This is a genomic window from Ramlibacter sp. AN1015, assembly GCF_037726105.1.
In the GTDB taxonomy this organism is placed as follows: Bacteria; Pseudomonadota; Gammaproteobacteria; order Burkholderiales; family Burkholderiaceae_C; genus Ramlibacter.
Genome location: NZ_JBBJUM010000011.1, coordinates 52,861 through 69,458, shown reverse-complemented (window position 1 = coordinate 69,458; position 16,598 = coordinate 52,861). Strand labels below are relative to the sequence as shown.

16 protein-coding genes are annotated in these 16,598 nt (G+C 69.0%); 15 read left to right on the top strand and 1 reads right to left on the bottom strand.

From position 1 onward, the window contains the following. The first annotated feature begins 4 nt into the window (after positions 1 to 4). The 3 genes from WG922_RS17065 to WG922_RS17055 all read left to right on the top strand — a co-directional run bounded on the left by WG922_RS17065 (position 5) and on the right by WG922_RS17055 (position 2,929). Positions 5 to 538: a TRAP transporter small permease gene (locus WG922_RS17065; protein WP_340283977.1), complete on the top strand. Its 534-nt coding sequence runs from the start codon at positions 5 to 7 to the stop codon at positions 536 to 538. Further along, positions 535 to 1,833: a TRAP transporter large permease gene (locus WG922_RS17060; RefSeq protein WP_340283976.1), complete on the top strand. Its 1,299-nt coding sequence runs from the start codon at positions 535 to 537 to the stop codon at positions 1,831 to 1,833. Before WG922_RS17065 ends, WG922_RS17060 begins: the two co-directional genes overlap by 4 nt. Before the next feature lie 64 nt (positions 1,834 to 1,897). Further along, a complete protein-coding gene (locus WG922_RS17055; RefSeq protein WP_340284054.1) occupies positions 1,898 to 2,929 on the top strand; it encodes a DctP family TRAP transporter solute-binding subunit in 1,032 nt (343 codons plus the stop codon). Between the two features lie 213 nt (positions 2,930 to 3,142). On the opposite strand, the gene WG922_RS17050 is transcribed toward WG922_RS17055, so the two are convergent. Beyond that, positions 3,143 to 3,895, bottom strand: a complete 753-nt coding sequence (locus WG922_RS17050; RefSeq protein WP_340283975.1) for a GntR family transcriptional regulator — start codon at positions 3,893 to 3,895, stop codon at positions 3,143 to 3,145. Positions 3,896 to 3,918: 23 nt separating this feature from the next. Between WG922_RS17050 and WG922_RS17045 the strand changes: the two genes are divergently transcribed. The 12 genes from WG922_RS17045 to WG922_RS16990 all read left to right on the top strand — a co-directional run bounded on the left by WG922_RS17045 (position 3,919) and on the right by WG922_RS16990 (position 16,572). Continuing rightward, a complete protein-coding gene (locus WG922_RS17045; RefSeq protein WP_340283974.1) occupies positions 3,919 to 4,674 on the top strand; it encodes an ABC transporter permease in 756 nt (251 codons plus the stop codon). A 58-nt stretch (positions 4,675 to 4,732) separates the two neighbouring features. Beyond that, positions 4,733 to 5,581, top strand: coding sequence for an ABC transporter ATP-binding protein (locus tag WG922_RS17040; RefSeq protein ID WP_340283973.1), 849 nt, complete (start codon positions 4,733 to 4,735; stop codon positions 5,579 to 5,581). A gap of 40 nt (positions 5,582 to 5,621) precedes the next feature. Continuing rightward, positions 5,622 to 6,614 (top strand): ABC transporter substrate-binding protein, encoded by a 993-nt coding sequence (locus WG922_RS17035; RefSeq protein ID WP_340283972.1) that lies wholly within the window; start codon positions 5,622 to 5,624, stop codon positions 6,612 to 6,614. Positions 6,615 to 6,618: 4 nt separating this feature from the next. Then, entirely contained in the window at positions 6,619 to 8,250 is a 1,632-nt protein-coding gene (locus WG922_RS17030) for a GMC family oxidoreductase (RefSeq protein ID WP_340283971.1), read from the top strand. Between the two features lie 146 nt (positions 8,251 to 8,396). After that, entirely contained in the window at positions 8,397 to 9,254 is an 858-nt protein-coding gene (locus WG922_RS17025) for an STAS domain-containing protein (protein WP_340283970.1), read from the top strand. A gap of 2 nt (positions 9,255 to 9,256) precedes the next feature. Further along, entirely contained in the window at positions 9,257 to 9,631 is a 375-nt protein-coding gene (locus WG922_RS17020) for an STAS domain-containing protein (protein ID WP_340283969.1), read from the top strand. Further along, on the top strand, positions 9,621 to 10,028 hold the full coding sequence (locus WG922_RS17015; protein WP_340283968.1) for an anti-sigma regulatory factor: 408 nt from the start codon (positions 9,621 to 9,623) through the stop codon (positions 10,026 to 10,028). The genes WG922_RS17020 and WG922_RS17015 overlap by 11 nt, the downstream gene beginning before the upstream one ends. Continuing rightward, entirely contained in the window at positions 10,019 to 11,029 is a 1,011-nt protein-coding gene (locus WG922_RS17010) for an ATP-binding protein (protein ID WP_340283967.1), read from the top strand. Before WG922_RS17015 ends, WG922_RS17010 begins: the two co-directional genes overlap by 10 nt. Positions 11,030 to 11,031: 2 nt before the next feature. Continuing rightward, on the top strand, positions 11,032 to 11,892 hold the full coding sequence (locus tag WG922_RS17005; RefSeq protein WP_340283966.1) for a sensor histidine kinase: 861 nt from the start codon (positions 11,032 to 11,034) through the stop codon (positions 11,890 to 11,892). Beyond that, the gene (locus WG922_RS17000; RefSeq protein WP_340283965.1) at positions 11,889 to 13,862 is read left to right on the top strand and encodes a hybrid sensor histidine kinase/response regulator; all 1,974 of its coding nucleotides are present in this window, start codon (positions 11,889 to 11,891) and stop codon (positions 13,860 to 13,862) included. Before WG922_RS17005 ends, WG922_RS17000 begins: the two co-directional genes overlap by 4 nt. A gap of 167 nt (positions 13,863 to 14,029) precedes the next feature. Continuing rightward, positions 14,030 to 14,857 carry an ammonia-dependent NAD(+) synthetase gene (gene nadE / locus WG922_RS16995; RefSeq protein ID WP_340283963.1) on the top strand — a complete coding sequence of 276 codons (828 nt, stop codon included), beginning with the start codon at positions 14,030 to 14,032 and terminating at the stop codon, positions 14,855 to 14,857. 101 nt (positions 14,858 to 14,958) lie between these two features. Next, positions 14,959 to 16,572: a sensor histidine kinase gene (locus WG922_RS16990; RefSeq protein ID WP_340283962.1), complete on the top strand. Its 1,614-nt coding sequence runs from the start codon at positions 14,959 to 14,961 to the stop codon at positions 16,570 to 16,572. Positions 16,573 to 16,598: the final 26 nt, after the last annotated feature.

Below are 16,598 nucleotides of genomic sequence, written 5' to 3'. Positions count from 1 at the left end.
CCCCATGGCCACACCCCATCACGACAGCGCCCGCCCCCTGCCGGAGGAGTTGCCCGCGCAAGGCGTTCCCGACGAACCCACGCGCGTTCCGCTCGCCATAGAGGACTGGCTCACCGTCATCGTGATGTCGCTGCTCGCGCTCATCACCTTCGCCAACGTGCTGGTGCGCTACCTCACCAGCCAGTCCTTCGCCTGGACCGAAGAGATTTCGGTCTTCCTGATGATGGTGCTGGCCCTGGTGGCCGGCTCGGCCTCGGTGGCGCGCAACCGGCAGATCCGCATCGAATTCTTCGCCGACGGAGGATCGACCGCGCGGAGCAGGACGCTGGCGCGATTCGGCGCGCTGACGGTGAGCGTCATGTTCCTGTTGCTGGCCGCGCTGAGCACCCGCATCGTGTGGGACCACTGGAGCTATGAAGAGACGTCGCCCGGCATCGGCGTGCCGCAGTGGTGGTATTCGATCTGGCTGCCGGTGATGTCGGTGGCGATCGCCGCGCGCGCGTTCGGGCTCTTCCTGCGCCGGGGCCGCCAGCCATGATCGGCGTCGTCCTCTTTGCGTGCTTCATCGGCCTCATGGTGCTGGGGGTGCCCGTCGGCGTCGCGCTCGGCCTCGCCGGTGCACTGGCCATCGGCCTGGCCAACCTCGACACGCAGTGGTTCGGCCTGCTGGCCGTTCCGCAGAACTTCTATGCCGGTCTGGGCAAATACCCGCTGCTGGCGATCCCCATGTTCGTGCTGGTCGGTTCGATCTTCGACCGCTCGGGAGTGGCCTCGCGCCTGGTGAACTTCGCGGTCTCGATGGTCGGCCGCGGCCCCGGCATGCTGCCGCTGGTCGCGGTGGCGGTGGCGATGTTCCTGGGCGGGGTGTCCGGTTCGGGCCCGGCCAACGCGGCGGCGGTGGGCGGCGTGATGATCGCCGCCATGGCACGCGCCGGCTATCCGCCGGGGTACTCGGCCACCATCGTCGGCGCGGCCGCATCGACCGACATCCTGATCCCCCCATCGATCGCGTTCATCGTCTATTCGGTGCTGGTGCCCGGCGCGTCCGTGCCTGCGCTGTTCGCCGGCGGCATCGTGCCGGGCGTGCTCGCCGGCCTCGCCTTGATCGTGCCGGCCGTGTGGCTGGCGCGTCGGCACGGCATGGGTCACGCGGAGGCGGACATCCCGCGCCCGCCTTTCTGGGCCAGCCTGCGCGACGCCAGCTGGGGCCTGGCCGCCCCGGTGCTGATCCTTGGAGGCATGCGCGCCGGCTGGTTCACGCCGACCGAGGCGGCGGTGGTGGCCGTGTTCTACGGGCTGTTCGTCGGCATGGTGATCCACCGCACGATCCGCGTGCGCGACCTGTTCGTGATCCTGCGGGAGGCGGGCGAGCTGTCGGCCGTGATCCTGCTGGTGGTGGCCCTGGCAGGCGTGTTCGCCTACTCGCTCTCCACGCTGGGCATCATCGACCCCATCACGCGGGCGATCACGCAGTCGGGGCTGGGCGAGTGGAGCGTGCTGGCGCTGATCGTGCTGCTGCTGGTGCTGGTGGGCACGGTGCTGGACGGCGTCTCGATCTTCCTGATCTTCATTCCGCTGCTCATGCCGATCGTGAACCACTTCCGCTGGGACACCGTCTGGTTCGGCGTGCTGCTGACGTTGCTGGTGGCCGTAGGCCAGTTCACACCGCCCATGGCCGTGAACCTCATGGTGTCCTGCCGCATCGCCGGGGTCGGCATCGAATCCACCCTGCGATGGGTCGGCTGGCTGCTCGCGGCCATGCTGATGGTGGCACTGCTGGTGATCGCATTTCCCTCGCTGGCACTCTGGCTCCCGCGAAGCCTGGGCTATTGAGTGGTACCGTTTCTTCCCGTTCCCTTCCGCTGATGACCTGAGAACCCAAGGAGACATTGCAATGTTGAAACTCAAATCCTTCCTCCAGTTCGCCGCCGCGGGCGCCGCGCTGGCCTTTGCCGCCGCGGTACCGGCGCAGACGAACTACAAGCCCGAGTACAAGATGTCGCTGGTGGTGGGCACGGCCTTCCCCTGGGGCAAGGGCGGCGAGATCTGGGCCGACCTGGTGCGCGAGCGCACGCAAGGCCGCATCAACATGAAGCTGTACCCGGGCGTGTCGCTGGTGCAGGGCGACCAGACCCGCGAATTCACCGCCATCCGCCAGGGCGTCATCGACGTGGCCGTCGGCTCGACCATCAACTGGTCGCCGCAGGTGAAGGAGCTCAACCTGTTCTCCATGCCCTTCCTGATGCCCGACTACGCCGCCATCGACGCGCTCACGCAGGGCGAGGTCGGCAAGCAGATGTTCGCCACGCTGGACAAGGCCGGCGTCGTGCCGCTGGCCTGGGGCGAGAACGGCTACCGCGAGATCACCAACTCCAAGCGGCCCATCAAGTCCCCCGAAGACCTCAAGGGCATGAAGATTCGCGTGGTCGGCTCGCCGCTGTTCCTGGACACCTTCACCGCCCTGGGCGCCAACCCCACGCAGATGAGCTGGGCCGACGCGCAGCCGGCGCTCGCCAGCGGTGCGGTGGACGGGCAGGAGAACCCGATGTCGATCTTCACGGCCGCCAAGCTGCACACGGTGGGCCAGAAGAACGTGACCATGTGGGGCTATGTGGCCGATCCGCTGGTGTTCGTCGTCAACAAGGAAGTGTGGAACTCCTGGACGCCCGCCGACCGCGAGATCGTGCGCCAGGCCGCCGTCGATGCCGGCAAGCAGCAGATCGCCATCGCCCGCAAGGGCCTGGCCGAGGCCGACAAGCCCCTGCTCAAGGAAATCTCCGCCCTGGGCGTGAACGTCACGCAGCTGAGCCCCGCCGAGCGCGAAGCCTTCGTCAAGGCCACCCGCCCGGTCTACGACAAGTGGAAGAACACCATCGGCGCCGAGCTGGTGAACACCGCCGAGAAGTCGATCGCCGCGCGCAAGAAATAAGCTGCCGCCGACCGCTCGCTGACAGGCCGCCTTCGGGCGGCCTTTTCCATGTGCGCCCAGCATGGGCGCGATCCTGGAGGTGCAAGTCCTCCGCCGAGCTGGCCACAGCGAGGTAAGTGAAGCGCAACTGCGTGAGGGTGACCCGATGGGGGGCGCTCACCGCAGGAACAACGCACGCCCCCCGAGGGAACGGCCCCGTTCGCCAGCGGCGGCTCAAGGCTGCAGATCCATCTCCAGCCGGATCGCGTCGCCCCGGTAGACCACATCGGCGAAGTACACGACCACGTCGTCACGGTCGCGGAAGACGCGGCGCACCTCGGCGGTGGGCGCGTTCACGGGCAGCTCCAGCAGGTGCGCCACCTCGACGTCCGCGGTGCCGATGGTCAGCACCTGGTGGGCATCCTGGATGTGCACCGAGGGCATCCTGGTGAGAAGCGGGATCACGGTGCTCGCGCGGAACTTCGCCGGCGCGCGGCGGAAGATGCGCTCGTCCAGGTAGATGTCGATCACGCAATAGGGCTTGCCGTCGCGCAGGTGCACGCGGCGCATGTAGGCGTAGCGCTCGGCGGGGCGACCGGCGGCGGGGACGACGGGCAGCGCGGTCACCGATTCGTCGATGTTCACCACCCGCGGCTGCGTGTCCTCGTACACGCGGGCCAGCTCGTCCAGCGTGGTCACCACGTTGATGATGCGGTTGCGCCGCGGCAGCCCGGTGACGAACGTGCCGCGGCCGCGCTGTGGCGACAGCAGGCCGTCCCGCGCCAGCAGATCGACCGCTTGGCGGACGGTGACGCGTGCCACCTGGAACTCTTCCATCAGCGCTTCGAGCGAGGGCAGCCGGTGGCCCTGCGGCCATTGCCCGCGCTCGATGCGCGCGCGCATCAGGTCGGCCAGCTGCAGGTAGCGCGGAACCGGGCTGTCCTGGAAGCGGGGCGGCGTTAGGGAAAGACGGGATGACGCGAGCACCGGCGGATAGTACCGTCGATAGGATGTTAGGCAAACACGCTCTGTGGCTGCTCGCGCCGTGGGTGCTGATCGTGGCCATCTGGTACGCGATCCGCGCCAGCGGTTTCATCAACCCGGCCCTCGTGCCCGCGCCGCACCAGGTGTTCTCGAAGTTCCTGGAGCTCTCCCAGGACCGCCTGTGGATGGACGTGCTGATGTCCACGCAGCGGGTGTTTCTGGGCGTGACGCTGGGCGTGGCGCTGGCCGTGCCGGTGGGCTTCTGCCTGGGCTGGTATCGCGGCCTGCGCCGCTTCATGGACCCGGTCATCAACTTCTTCCGGGCGCTGCCGCCGATCGCGCTGATTCCGCTGGTGATCGTCTACTTCGGCATCGGCGAGGCAGCCAAGACCGCCATCCTCTTCTACGCCTCGTTCTTCGCCGGTGTCATCGTGATGTACGAAGGCATCGCGCAGATCAGTCCCATCTTCGTCAAGGTGGCCCGCACGCTGGGTGCGAGCGACACCGAGATCTTCCGCAAGGTCATCGTTCCGCTGACGGTGCCGCACATCCTCACCGCCGTGCGGGTCGCCCTCGGCGTGGCCTGGGCCACGCTGGTGGCGTCCGAGCTGATCGCCGCCCAGCAGGGACTGGGCGCGCTGATCCAGAACGCCTCGTCGTTCTTCCAGCTGGACATCATCTACGTCGGCATCATCTGCATCGGCATCATCGCCCTGCTGATGGACCTTGCGCTGCGGTTCGCGACGCGGCGCCTGGTCGCCTGGCAGGACCGCATCGCATGAGAGCCCTTGCTTCTTCCGCCGGCCAAGCCGGCGCGACTATCGGCACGGAGCCCACGCGGTGAGCGCGCTCGTGCAGCCTGCCGAGGACGGTGCCACGGCGCCGGCACGCATCCGGTTCGAGAACGTCTCGGTCGAGTTCCCCACCACGCAGGGCCCGATGCGGGTGCTGGACGACATCAGCCTGGATATCCGCCACCGCGAGTTCGTCTCGATCATCGGCCCCTCGGGCTGCGGCAAGACCACGCTCATGAACATCCTGGGCGGCTTCGTCGCGCCCACCGAAGGGCGCGTGCTGCTCGACGGGCAGCCGGTCCCTGGACCCGGCCCGGACCGCGGCGTGATCTTCCAGGAATACGGCGTGTTTCCGTGGCTCACGGTGCGCGAGAACATCGAGTTCGGACTGCGGCTCAAGGCCAACCGCGTCGGCGCCGGCGAGCGCCGCGAGATCACCGAACGCTACATGCGGCTGATGGGCCTGGCGGACTTCGCCGACCACTACCCCAAGCACCTGTCGGGCGGCATGCGCCAGCGCCTGGGCATCGCCCGCGCCTACGCGGTCAAGCCCGAGTTCCTGCTGATGGACGAGCCTTTCGGCGCGCTCGACGCCCAGACCCGCTCGGCCATGCAGGACCTGCTGCTCGAGGTGCTGCAGACCGAGAGTAAGACCGTGCTCCTGATCACCCATTCGGTGGAGGAGGCGATCTACCTGTCCTCGCGCATCGTGGTCGTCACGGCCCGGCCCGCGCGCATCCGCACCGTCATCGACGTGCCCTTCGGCTATCCGCGCTCCGAAGGCGTGCACGAAGACCCGCGCTTCGGCGAGCTGCGCTCCCACATCCGCGAGCTGGTGATGCAGGAGTACGTCGCGCAGTCGCGCCAGCAGCAGACCGTCCGGCTTTCGGATTGATCCTCGTCCTTCGTTCCCAACCCCAACCAGGAGACGTTCCATGGCCATTCATCGCAGGCATCTGATTCGCTCGGCGGCTGCGGCCGCTGCCGTCGCGGCACTGCCGTCCTTCGCGCAGGCGCGCACCAAGGTGAAGGTCGGCTACCTGCACACGCCGGCGGTGGACGGGCACATCTGGGTCGGGCAGCACAACGGCAGCTTCGCCAAGCACGGGCTGGAGCTCGAGATGGTGCAGTTCACCACCGGCCTGGAGCTGTTCCAGGCGATGGTCGGCGGCAGCCTCGAGATGCTGTCCACCGGCGCGGTGGTCTCCAATTTCCCCGCGCGCGGCCAGGGCAAGGTGTTCCTGATGAACAACATCGAGTACGCCACCGCGCAGCTGTGGGTGCGCGAGGACATCCGCAGCGTCGCCGACCTCAAGGGCAAGCAGATCTCCACCACCACCGGAACCACCGCGCACGTGTTCCTCGACCGCGCGTTGCGCGCAGCCAAGCTCGATCCGGGCAAGGACGTGCAGATCGTCAACCAGCGCATGACCGAAGCCGTGACCTCCTTCATCTCGGGCGCGGTGCCGGCGGTGGCGCTGTGGGTGCCGTTCGACAGCACCATCAAGCAGAAGATGCCCAATGCGCGCAAGCTCACCGACGCGTCGGCCTTCTTCCCCGAAGCGGCCATCATGGGTGGCTGGGCCGCGCGCAACGACTACTACGAGGCCAACCGCCCGGTGATCGAGCGCCTGATCGCCGCATGGTCCGAGGCCAATGCCTTCATCACGTCCAAGCCCGACGAGGCCGCCGAGCTGCTGCAGAAGACGCAGTACAAGCAGGTGCCGCTGCCCGACTTCCGCGAGCAGTTCAAGGCGTCCAAGTACTACACCAACGCCGAATGGCGCACCCGCTACCAGGACGGCACCGTCGTCAAGTGGCTGCAGCAGGTCACCGACTTCTTCGTCGAGAACGCCAAGATCCAGAATGCGCTCAAGGCCGACCGCTACTTCGACTCGGCGCCTTTCCTGGCCACGGTGAAGGCCTGATGCGGTGAGCGCGGCGGGCTACGACTACATCGTGGTCGGCGCGGGTTCGGCCGGCTGCGTGCTGGCCAACCGCCTGAGCGCCGACCCGTCCTGCCGCGTGCTGCTGCTGGAGGCGGGAGGCAAGGGCGGCCACTTCTGGCTGCGCCTGCCGATCGGCTATTTCCGCAGCATCTACGACCCGCGCTTCACCTGGCAGTTTCCGCTGGAGCCGCAGGCGGCCACGGGCAACCGCGAGATCCTGTGGCCCCGGGGCAAGGTGCTGGGTGGCTCCAGCGCCATCAACGGGCTGCTGTACATCCGCGGCCAGCACGCCGACTTCGACGACTGGGCCGCCGCCGGCGCCTCGGGCTGGAGCTATCGCGAGGTGCTGCCGTACTTCAAGCGCTCCGAGCGCTACGAGGGCGGCGAGAGCGAATACCACGGCGCGAGCGGCGAGCTGTGCGTGTCCGACCTGCGCAACGAGCATCCCTATTGCGACGCCTGGATCGCGGCCGGCGTCGAAGCGGGGCATGGCCGCAACCCCGATTTCAACGGCGCGCGCACCGAGGGCCTCGGCGCCTACCAGCTCACGCTGCGCGGGCACTGGCGCTGCGATGCAGCCACCGCCTTCCTCGCGCCGGCGCTGCACCGGCCCAACCTCACGGTGCGCACCGGCGTGCACGTCACCCGCGTACTGATCGACTCCGGCCAGGCGCGCGGCGTCGAGTGGCTCGAGCAGGGCGCGCGCCACACGGCCACGGCCGACGGCGAGGTGCTGCTGTCCGCGGGTGCGCTGCAGTCGCCGCAGCTGCTGCAGCTCTCGGGCATCGGCCCGGCCGCGCTGCTGCAGCGCCATGGCATTGCGGTGCAGGTGGACGCGCCCGAGGTCGGCGCCAACCTGCAGGACCACTACCAGGCCCGGGTGATCGTCAAGCTCAAGCGCCGGATGTCGCTCAACGACCAGGTGCGCAATCCGCTCGCGCTCGCCGCGATGGGCTGGCAATGGTGCGCGGGGCAGCGCGGCCCCCTCACCGTGGGGGCGGGGCAGGTCGGGGGCATGGTGTGCTCCCCGTATGCGCAGGGTGGCCGCCCGGACCTGCTGTTCAACGTCATGCCGCTGTCGGTGGACAAGCCGGGCGATCCGCTGCACCGCTTCTCGGGCTTCTCCGCGTCGGCCGCCCAGTGCCGGCCGCTCTCGCGCGGATCCGTGGAGCTGCGCTCGGCGGACCCGCTGCAGCTGCCCCGCATCACCTCCAACTATCTGTGCGAGGCGCAGGACGTGCGTGTGCTGGTGGCAGGGCTGCAGATGCTGCGCGACATCGTGCGGCAGCCGTCTTTCCGCGATCTCGTCACGGGCGACGAGTACCTGCCGGGCAACGAGCTTCAGACGCAGGAGCAGCTCGCCCAGTTCGCCCGCCTGCGCGGCGGCACGGTGTTCCATCCCACCAGCACCTGCCGCATGGGCGGCGACGCGCGCTCGGTGGTCGATCCGCAGCTGCGGGTTCGCGGAATCGAGCGCCTGCGGGTCGTGGACGCCTCGGTGATGCCCACCATGGTGTCGACCAATACCAACGCGGCAGCAATCATGATCGGGGAGAAGGGCGCCGAGCTGATTGCATCCGGGCGCATGGCGAGGCCGCGGGAAACTGTCGGTTGAGCGTGTCCGACCAGCCCCGGACCAGTGCTGCGTCGGCTCCGTATTGACGGGGCAGAGCTTGAAGGTCTTGTCCTACGCGACTTTGTCCCACAGCAAGTACTCAGCCGCACGCTATGCTTGCGCGCTATTTTCACGATGGAGCGTGCATGAACGATACCGAGCGGCAGGCTCTCCTCAGCGCGATGCAGGATGAGGAGGCAATTGTCCGGGAGTGGATCCAGGAAACCCTGAGCGGCGCATCCGGTGCTAGCGACGCCGGCCGGCGCACGCTGCAGGCCGAAGCCACCGAACTGCTCGGGACGCTGCGAGAGGCGCTGCGCTCGGGCGCCGATGCCGCCCGGCTTGCCGACCCCGCCTGGTCGCGCGTGCGCGAAGTCCTCGAATCGCTGTCCCGTTCACGTGCTGCGCAGGGCCAGAACGCGGCGGACACCAGCCTCTTCATCCTGTCGTTCAAGCGTCCCCTCTTCACCCGGCTGCAGGGCTCCGACCCCCGGGCGGCGCTGGGCACCGTCTGGGCGGTTTCGCTGCTGGTGGACCGGCTTGCCCAGTGGACCGTTTCGACCTACCAGCAAACGCGTGAAGAGATCATCCGGCGCCAGCAGCAGGACCTGCTGGAGCTGTCCACGCCCGTGATCAAGCTGTGGGAGGGTGTGCTGGCGGTGCCCATGATCGGCACCCTCGACAGCGGGCGCACCCAGGTCGTGATGGAGACCCTGCTGGAACGCATCGTCGAGTCCGGCTCCACCCTCGCCATCATCGACATCACCGGCGTTCCCACCGTGGACACGCTGGTGGCCCAGCACCTGCTCAAGACGGTGAGCGCGATCCGCCTCATGGGTGCGGAGTGCATCATCAGCGGCATCCGCCCGCAGATCGCACAGACCATCGTGCACCTCGGCATCGACCTGCAGGGCATCGCCACCAAGGCCAGCCTTGCCGATGCGCTGGCGCTGGCCCTGCACCAGCGCGGCTACACCATCCAGCGCGAGAGCGCAACGAGCTGAGCATGTATCGCATCCCGATCCTGCGCATGGGGGAGTTCCTGCTGGTGACCATCCAGGTCGATATGCAGGACCAGACGGCCATGGCGCTCCAGGACGACCTGGCCGAGAAGATCGCGTCGTCCGGCGCGCGCGGCGTGCTGATCGACATTTCCGCACTGGAGATCGTCGATTCCTTCGTCGGCCGCATGCTCGCCAGCATTTCCGGCATCGCGCGCATCCTGGACGCAACCACGGTGGTTGTCGGCATGCAGCCGGCGGTGGCTATCACGCTGGTCGAGCTGGGCTTGTCGCTCGAAGGCGTGCGCACCGCGCTGAACGTGGAGCTCGGCATGGACCTGCTCCAGCGCACGCGGCAGGAGACCCGGCTTGTCCGCTGACCTCGGCGCCGGCACGCTGCCGCTGCAGTCCGAGGAGGACATCGTCATCGGGCGCCAGAAGGTGCGCAGCCTGGCGCAGCAACTCAAGTTCTCGCTGGTGGACCAGACCAAGATGGTGACGGCGGCCAGCGAGCTCTCGCGCAATACGCTCGTGCACGGACGCGGCGGCGAGATGCGCTGGGAACTGCTCGACGATGGCTTGCGCCGGGGACTGCGGCTGCACTTCTGCGACCGGGGCCCCGGCATTACCGACATTGCGCAGGCCCTCACCGACGGCTGGACCTCGGGCGGCGGCATGGGCCTTGGCTTGCCAGGCAGCAAGCGGCTGGTCCATGAGTTCGCGATCGACTCCACTCCCGGCCAGGGCACAACCGTGAGCATCACCCGGTGGAAGTGATCCGCGGCACCGCGCACGCCAGCTTTCCGCTGACGGAGCAGAGCCGGCTCGGCGAGGCGCGACGGCACGCGACGCAGCTTGCGCGCGAGGCGGGCATGGACGACGTCGATGCCGGCCGGGTGGCCCTGGTCGCCACCGAACTGGCGACCAACCTGCTGCGCCACGCACGCGAAGGGCGCCTGCTGGTGTGCCGGCACGAAGCCACCGTGGAGCTCATCGCGATCGATCAGGGCCCGGGGATCGCCGACCTGGGCCGCAGCCTGGCCGACGGCTACTCCACGGGCGGCACGCCCGGAACGGGGCTTGGCGCCGTCCGGCGGCTCGCCGACGACTTCGACATCACCAGTTCGGTGCCGCAGGGCACCGTTGCGCTCGCCCGCATCCATGCCGGCAGGGTGCGGCGTGCTTCGGGTGCGCACGCCCTGTGCGCCGGCGCCGTGTCGCTGAACGCGCCGGGCGAGAGTGTCTGCGGCGATGCCTGGTGCATCGCCCACGACGGCGAGCGCGGCAGCATCCTGCTGGCGGACGGCCTCGGCCACGGCCCCATGGCCGCCGAAGCGAGCGCCGCGGCCGTGGAGGTTTTCGCCAAGGACCCCTTCGCCGACTGCCGGACCTTCGTGCAGCAGGCGCATGCACGGCTGCGCGCCACCCGGGGCGCCGCGCTCGCGGTGATGCACCTGGACGCCGCGGCCGGCGTGGTGCGCTACGCCGGCGCGGGCAACGTACTCGGCCGGCTGATCTCCGGGGTGAGCGACCGCAGCCTCGTGACCCAGCACGGAACGGCCGGCCTCACCATCCGCACCGTCGAGCCGGCGCAGGTGGAGTGGCCGCAGCACGCGCTCCTGGTGGCGCACACCGACGGCATCGAAAGCCGCTGGCAGGCGCAGACCCTGGTTCCACTCCTGCAGCGCGATCCGACACTTGCCGCCGCCGTGCTCCTGCGCGACCATTGCCGCGGTCGTGACGATGCAACCGTCGTCGTGATGCGGCGCAAGGACTGACCATGGACTCTGGCAAACCTCCTCACGGCAGCGGCCGGGAAGCGGATCTCGAGCGTGAGCTCGAGGCCCTGCGCAGCGAGCTCGACGAAACCAACCGCGGCGTGGTGGCCCTCTACGCCGAACTCGACGAGCAGGCCGAGCAGCTGCGCCGCGCCACCGAGCTCAAGAGCCAGTTCCTGGCCTACATGAGCCACGAGTTCCGCACGCCGATCAGCTCCATCCGCAGCATCTCGCGGCTGCTCATCGACGAGGTCGATGGGCCGCTCGGAGACGAACAGAAGCGGCAGGTGGAGTTCATCCAGCAGACGGCCGCCGAGTTCTCGGACATGGTGGACGACCTGCTGGACCTGGCCAAGGTGGAGGCGGGGCGCGTGGAGATCTCGCCCGCATGGTTCGAGATGGTCGATCTGTTCTCGGCATTGCGGGGCATGTTCCGGCCCGTGCTGACCAACCCCGACGTGCATCTGGTCTTCGAGGAGCCCACCGACGTTCCCAAGCTCTACACCGACGACCGCAAGCTCTCGCAGATCCTGCGCAACTTCATCTCCAACGCGCTGAAATTCACTCCGCGCGGCGAGGTGCGGGTGAGCGCCGCGCGCGATGGCGCCGAGTTCGTCCGCTTCTCGGTTCGCGACACGGGCATCGGGATCGCCCCGGAGTTGCAGGCCTCGCTCTTCCAGGATTTCTCGCAGCTGCAGTCGCCGCTGCAAAAGCGCCTGCGCGGCACGGGGCTCGGTTTGTCCCTGAGCAAGCGACTGGCCGAGCTGCTCGGTGGCAACGTCTACCTGCACAGCGAGCCGGACCGCGGCTCCGTCTTCTCGGTGACCATCCCGTTTCGCCTGGGAGGCGACAAGGGAGCATGACCGACGTGGAGTCCATCAGCACCACCATCGATCGCGCCGCGCACACCGTGCTCGTGGTGGACGACAACGCCGGCACGCGCTACGCGACCGCGCGCGTGCTGCGGGCCGCGGGCTTCAAGACCGAGGAGGCGGCCACCGGCGCGGACGGCCTCGCGCGCAGTGCCGAAGGGGTGTCCGCCGTGGTGCTGGACGTGCACTTGCCGGACATGGATGGCTTCATCGTGTGCCGCAGCATCCGCGAGCGGCCCGACACCGCGCTGCTGCCGGTGGTGCATCTGTCGGCGGCCTACGTGAAGGACACCGACCGCATCCACGGCCTGAATTCCGGCGCCGACGCCTACCTGGTGCACCCTGTCGAGCCGCCGCTGCTGATCGGGACCGTGCAGGCCCTGATCCGCGCGCGCACGGCCGAGGTGCAGCTGCGCCAGAGCGAGCAGCGCTTCCGCGCCATCTACAACCATGCGCAAAGCGGCATCGCGGTGCTCGACGGAAGCGGCCGCTTCCGTGAGGTGAACCCGGCCATGCTGCGCATGCTGGGCCGCTCGCCCCAGGAGGTCCAGGGGCGTGCCCTGACCGAGTTCGCTCCAGGCGGCGCCGATTCGGCAGCGGCGGCTGGGATGCGCTCCGCGCAGGCCCGCGGCGAAGGAGGCTGGCGCGGTGAATTCCCGCTGCTGCGGCCCGACGGTACGGCGGTGCACCTCGAGTGGAGCATCTCGGCCGAAGTCGAGCCTGGGCGGCGCATCGCCGTCGTGATCGATGTCTCCGACCGCCATGACCTCGACCAGCGGCGCCGCGAGGTGCTCGACCGCGAGCAGGCGGCGCGTGCCAACGCCGAGCGGCACAACCGCACCAAGGACGATTTCATCGCCGTGCTGTCGCACGAGCTGCGCACGCCGTTGAACGCCATCATGGGGTGGGTCCACATCCTGAAGCGGCGCGAAGTGACCCCCGAGGCGGCACGTGGGCTCGACGCGATCGAACGCAATGTCAACACGCAGGCGCGCATCATCTCGGACATCCTCGACGTGTCGCGCATCAACTCCGGCAAGCTGAACCTGCACATCGACGAGATCGATCCGGTCGAGGTGGTCGCAAGCGCGCTCGCGTCCCTCGACTCGACGGTCTCCGCCCGGAAGCTGCGCCTCGTCGCCGATCTGGAAGGCGCCCGCGGCCCCGCATGGCTCGACGCGACGCGCTTCCAGCAGATCGTCTTCAACCTGATGACGAACGCCATCAAGTTCTCGTCCGAGGGTGGGCTCGTGCAGGTGACGCTGCGCCGTGCCGGCCAGACGCTGGAACTCGAAGTCCGCGACGAAGGCCAGGGCATCGCCCCGGCGTTCCTGCCGCACCTGTTCGACCGTTTCTCGCAAAGCGACGCCCCCGGCAGCCGGCGCCATGGCGGCCTAGGGCTGGGGCTGTCCATCGTCAAGCACCTGGTCGATCTGCACGGCGGCTCGGTATCTGCACACAGCGCGGGCGTGGGGCAGGGCGCGACGATGACGGTGCGCCTGCCGGTCCGCGCAAGTGCGGCCAGCGCCGAGGAGATGGCTGCGCGCGCGGACGAAGACGGCGAAGTCTTCGACATCACCGACCTCGACGTGCTGGTGGTGGAGGACGACAGCGAAGCCGTGGAGATGCTGCAGCTGGTGCTGTCCGAGCGCGGGGCGCGGGTGCGCTCCGTGAGGGACCACGATGCGGCGTTGGTGGCGCTCGCGCAGCGCTGGCCGCAGGTCATGATCAGCGACATCGGCCTGCCAGGGCAGGACGGCTACGAACTGCTCGCGAAGGTGCGCCAGCGCGACCCGGCGCCGCCGGGCGGCAAGCGGCTGCCGGTGATCGCGCTCACCGCGTTCGGCCGGCCCCAGGACCGCGAACGCATGCTGCAGGCGGGCTTCGATGTCCACCTGAGCAAGCCGGTGGCGCCCCACGTGCTGCTGCGCGCCATCACCGGCGTGGTAGCGGCGGCCTGAGCACTGCTGAGCGACGCCCCGTGCCGCCGGTGTGTCGCTGCCCTACACGCCACATTGGGCATGTCCGACCGGCCGGGTGCTCTGGCCCGGCTACGGTGTGACATTGCACGCGGGCACCCCAGGAGGCTGATGCCGTCCTTGCCGGGTTGGCCGCGCCCTGGACATCTATGACCCAGAACGACTTCACAGCGCAAGACATCGCCGCCGAGCTGCTGGTGGCGCCCACCTTCGATGCCGCCGCGCAAGCGCAGCGGCGTATCGGGTTCATCGCCGAATACCTTGCCGCGTCGGGTATGGAGGCGCTGGTGCTCGGCATCAGCGGGGGGGTCGATTCCACCACCGCGGGGCGGTTGTGCCAGTTGGCGGTGGAGCGGCTGCGCGGGCAGGGGCGACGCGCACGCTTCATCGCCATGCGACTGCCGCACGGCGTGCAGCGCGACGAGGACGATGCCCAGCAGGCACTGCGGTTCATCGGGCCCGACGAGACGCTGAACGTCGATATCGCGCCCGCGGTGCAGGGCATGCTCGCGGGGCTGCGCGAGGGACCGCTGGGCTTCGACAGCCCGGCGCAGGAAGACTTCGTGATGGGCAACGTCAAGGCGCGCCAGCGCATGATCGCGCAGTACGCAGTCGCCGGCGCCCGCCGCGGACTCGTAGTAGGAACCGACCATGCGGCCGAGGCAGTGATGGGCTTTTTCACCAAGTACGGCGACGGTGCCTGCGACCTGGCGCCGCTCACCGGACTGAACAAGCGCCGGGTGCGGGCGCTCGCGGCGCATCTGGGCGCACCGGCCTCGCTGGTCGAGAAGGTGCCCACGGCCGATCTCGAAGAGTTGCGCCCGCAGTTGCCGGACGAGGCTGCGTACGGCATCACCTACGGCCAGATCGACGATTTCCTCGAGGGCAAGCCGGTGCCCGAGGAGGTCGTGGAAACCATCCGCCGCTTCTACCTGGCCAGTCGCCACAAGCGGGCCCTGCCGGCGCATCCGACGTGAGGCGCATCGCGGGCCATGCGCAGGCGCGGCGCTTCGGTCGGCCTCGCGACCGCTGTTTCTAGAATCGCCGGCCGTTTTCCGACTTCCGAATCCCTTCTCGTATGCCGATTTACTCGAGGCTGCAGGAGTTGCTGCAAGACGGCGCCCTGCGGGCGCAGGACATCCAGGAACTCGAGCGCACGGGCGGCGGCCGGGTGGTGCTGGAGGCGTTGCGCCACACCCCCGCCCGAACGCCGGGCGAAGTCGTCGAGCACCGCTTCCGCGAACTGGTCGACAGCGCGCCCGTGCTGGTGTGGCAGACCGACGAACGCGGCGCCGTTTTCATGAACAGGGCCTACCGCGACTTCGTGTGCAAGCCGCTGCAGGATCTGCTCGCCATGGGCTGGGCGTCGGCCCTGCACCCGCAGGACGCCGACGGCTACCTGTCCGCTTACCGCGCGGCCTACGAGCGGCGGGCGCGCTTCGAGGCGCAGTTCCGCTTTCGCCGCTACGACGGCGAGTACCGCTGGCTCAAGACCGTGGGACTGCCACGCTCCGAAGCCGGCGAGTTCTGTGGCTACATCGGCTGCAGCTTCGACATCACGGACATCAAGGCCGCCGAACGGGCGCTGCAAGAGCGCGAGCGCTGGTTCGCCGACATCGTCGATGTGTCGCCCGGCATCCTGTGGGTGACCGATGCGCAGGGACGCTGCACCTACCTGTCGCGCCGCTGGTACGAGCTCACGGGGCAGTGCTCGGATGGAGGTCGCGACCGCGGATGGCTCGAGGCGACGCATCCCGAGGACCGGGCGCACACCGGGGCCGCTTTCGAGCGGGCACTGCAAGACCGCAGCGGACTGAACTTCGAATACCGCCTGCGGCTGCGCGACGGCAGCTACGGCTGGTTCCTCGACCAGGGGGAGCCGCATGTCGATGAGGAAGGCAGTTTCCTGGGGCACGTCGGGCATGTCATCGACATCTCGCAGCGCAAGCAGGCCGAGCTGGAGAAGCAGCAGGCGGGACTGCTGCTGCAGGAAGCCAACCGGCGCAAGGACGAGTTCCTGGCGACCCTGGCCCACGAGCTGCGCAACCCGCTGGCGCCACTCAGCGCAGGCTTGCACATCCTGCGGGCGGCACCCTCGAGCCCGGCCGCCGCGCGTGCCATGCCGGTGATGGAGCGCCAGCTCGCCGGCATGGTCCGCCTGATCGACGACCTGATGGACCTCGCCCGCATCACCCGTGGCCGCATCGAGCTCCAGAAGGAGCAGGCCGATCTGCGCCTGCTGGTGGAGCGGGCGCGCGAGACTGCGCAGGCGCTGTTCGACGAGCGCGACCAAGTGCTCGAGATGGCGCTGCCGTCGGCGCCGGTGGCGGTAGAGGCCGATCCGGTGCGCATTACGCAGGTCATCACCAATCTGCTCACCAACGCGTCGCGCTACTCGTCGCCCGGCTCCCGTGTCGCCTTGATGCTGGAGGTGGCGGACGATGGCGCACAGGCGAGCGTCGCGGTGTGCGACACGGGGGTCGGCATCCCCTGCGAGCGGCTGGATGCCGTCTTCGAGATGTTCTCCCCCCTGAACGCGGAGCTCGGACGCGGCAGCGCCGGCCTGGGAATCGGACTGGCTTTCGCGCGCCGGCTCGCGCAGATGCACGGGGGCACACTCAGCGCCCAGAGCGACGGCCTGGGCGAAGGCTCGACCTTCACCCTCGTGCTGCCGCTGACGCAGCCGGCGTGAATCCGGGCGCGCCTGACGCGGCCCGC

Bases quoted from the DNA above. Each gene is read 5' to 3' on its own strand.
- WG922_RS17065 (WP_340283977.1), top strand. From the start codon at position 5: ATGGCCACACCCCATCACGACAGCGCCCGCCCCCTGCCGGAGGAGTTG.
- WG922_RS17060 (WP_340283976.1), top strand. From the start codon at position 535: ATGATCGGCGTCGTCCTCTTTGCGTGCTTCATCGGCCTCATGGTGCTG.
- WG922_RS17045 (WP_340283974.1), top strand. From the start codon at position 3,919: ATGTTAGGCAAACACGCTCTGTGGCTGCTCGCGCCGTGGGTGCTGATC.
- WG922_RS17035 (WP_340283972.1), top strand. From the start codon at position 5,622: ATGGCCATTCATCGCAGGCATCTGATTCGCTCGGCGGCTGCGGCCGCT.
- WG922_RS17025 (WP_340283970.1), top strand. From the start codon at position 8,397: ATGAACGATACCGAGCGGCAGGCTCTCCTCAGCGCGATGCAGGATGAG.
- WG922_RS17020 (WP_340283969.1), top strand. From the start codon at position 9,257: ATGTATCGCATCCCGATCCTGCGCATGGGGGAGTTCCTGCTGGTGACC.
- WG922_RS17005 (WP_340283966.1), top strand. From the start codon at position 11,032: ATGGACTCTGGCAAACCTCCTCACGGCAGCGGCCGGGAAGCGGATCTC.
- WG922_RS17000 (WP_340283965.1), top strand. From the start codon at position 11,889: ATGACCGACGTGGAGTCCATCAGCACCACCATCGATCGCGCCGCGCAC.
- nadE (WP_340283963.1), top strand. From the start codon at position 14,030: ATGACCCAGAACGACTTCACAGCGCAAGACATCGCCGCCGAGCTGCTG.
- WG922_RS16990 (WP_340283962.1), top strand. From the start codon at position 14,959: ATGCCGATTTACTCGAGGCTGCAGGAGTTGCTGCAAGACGGCGCCCTG.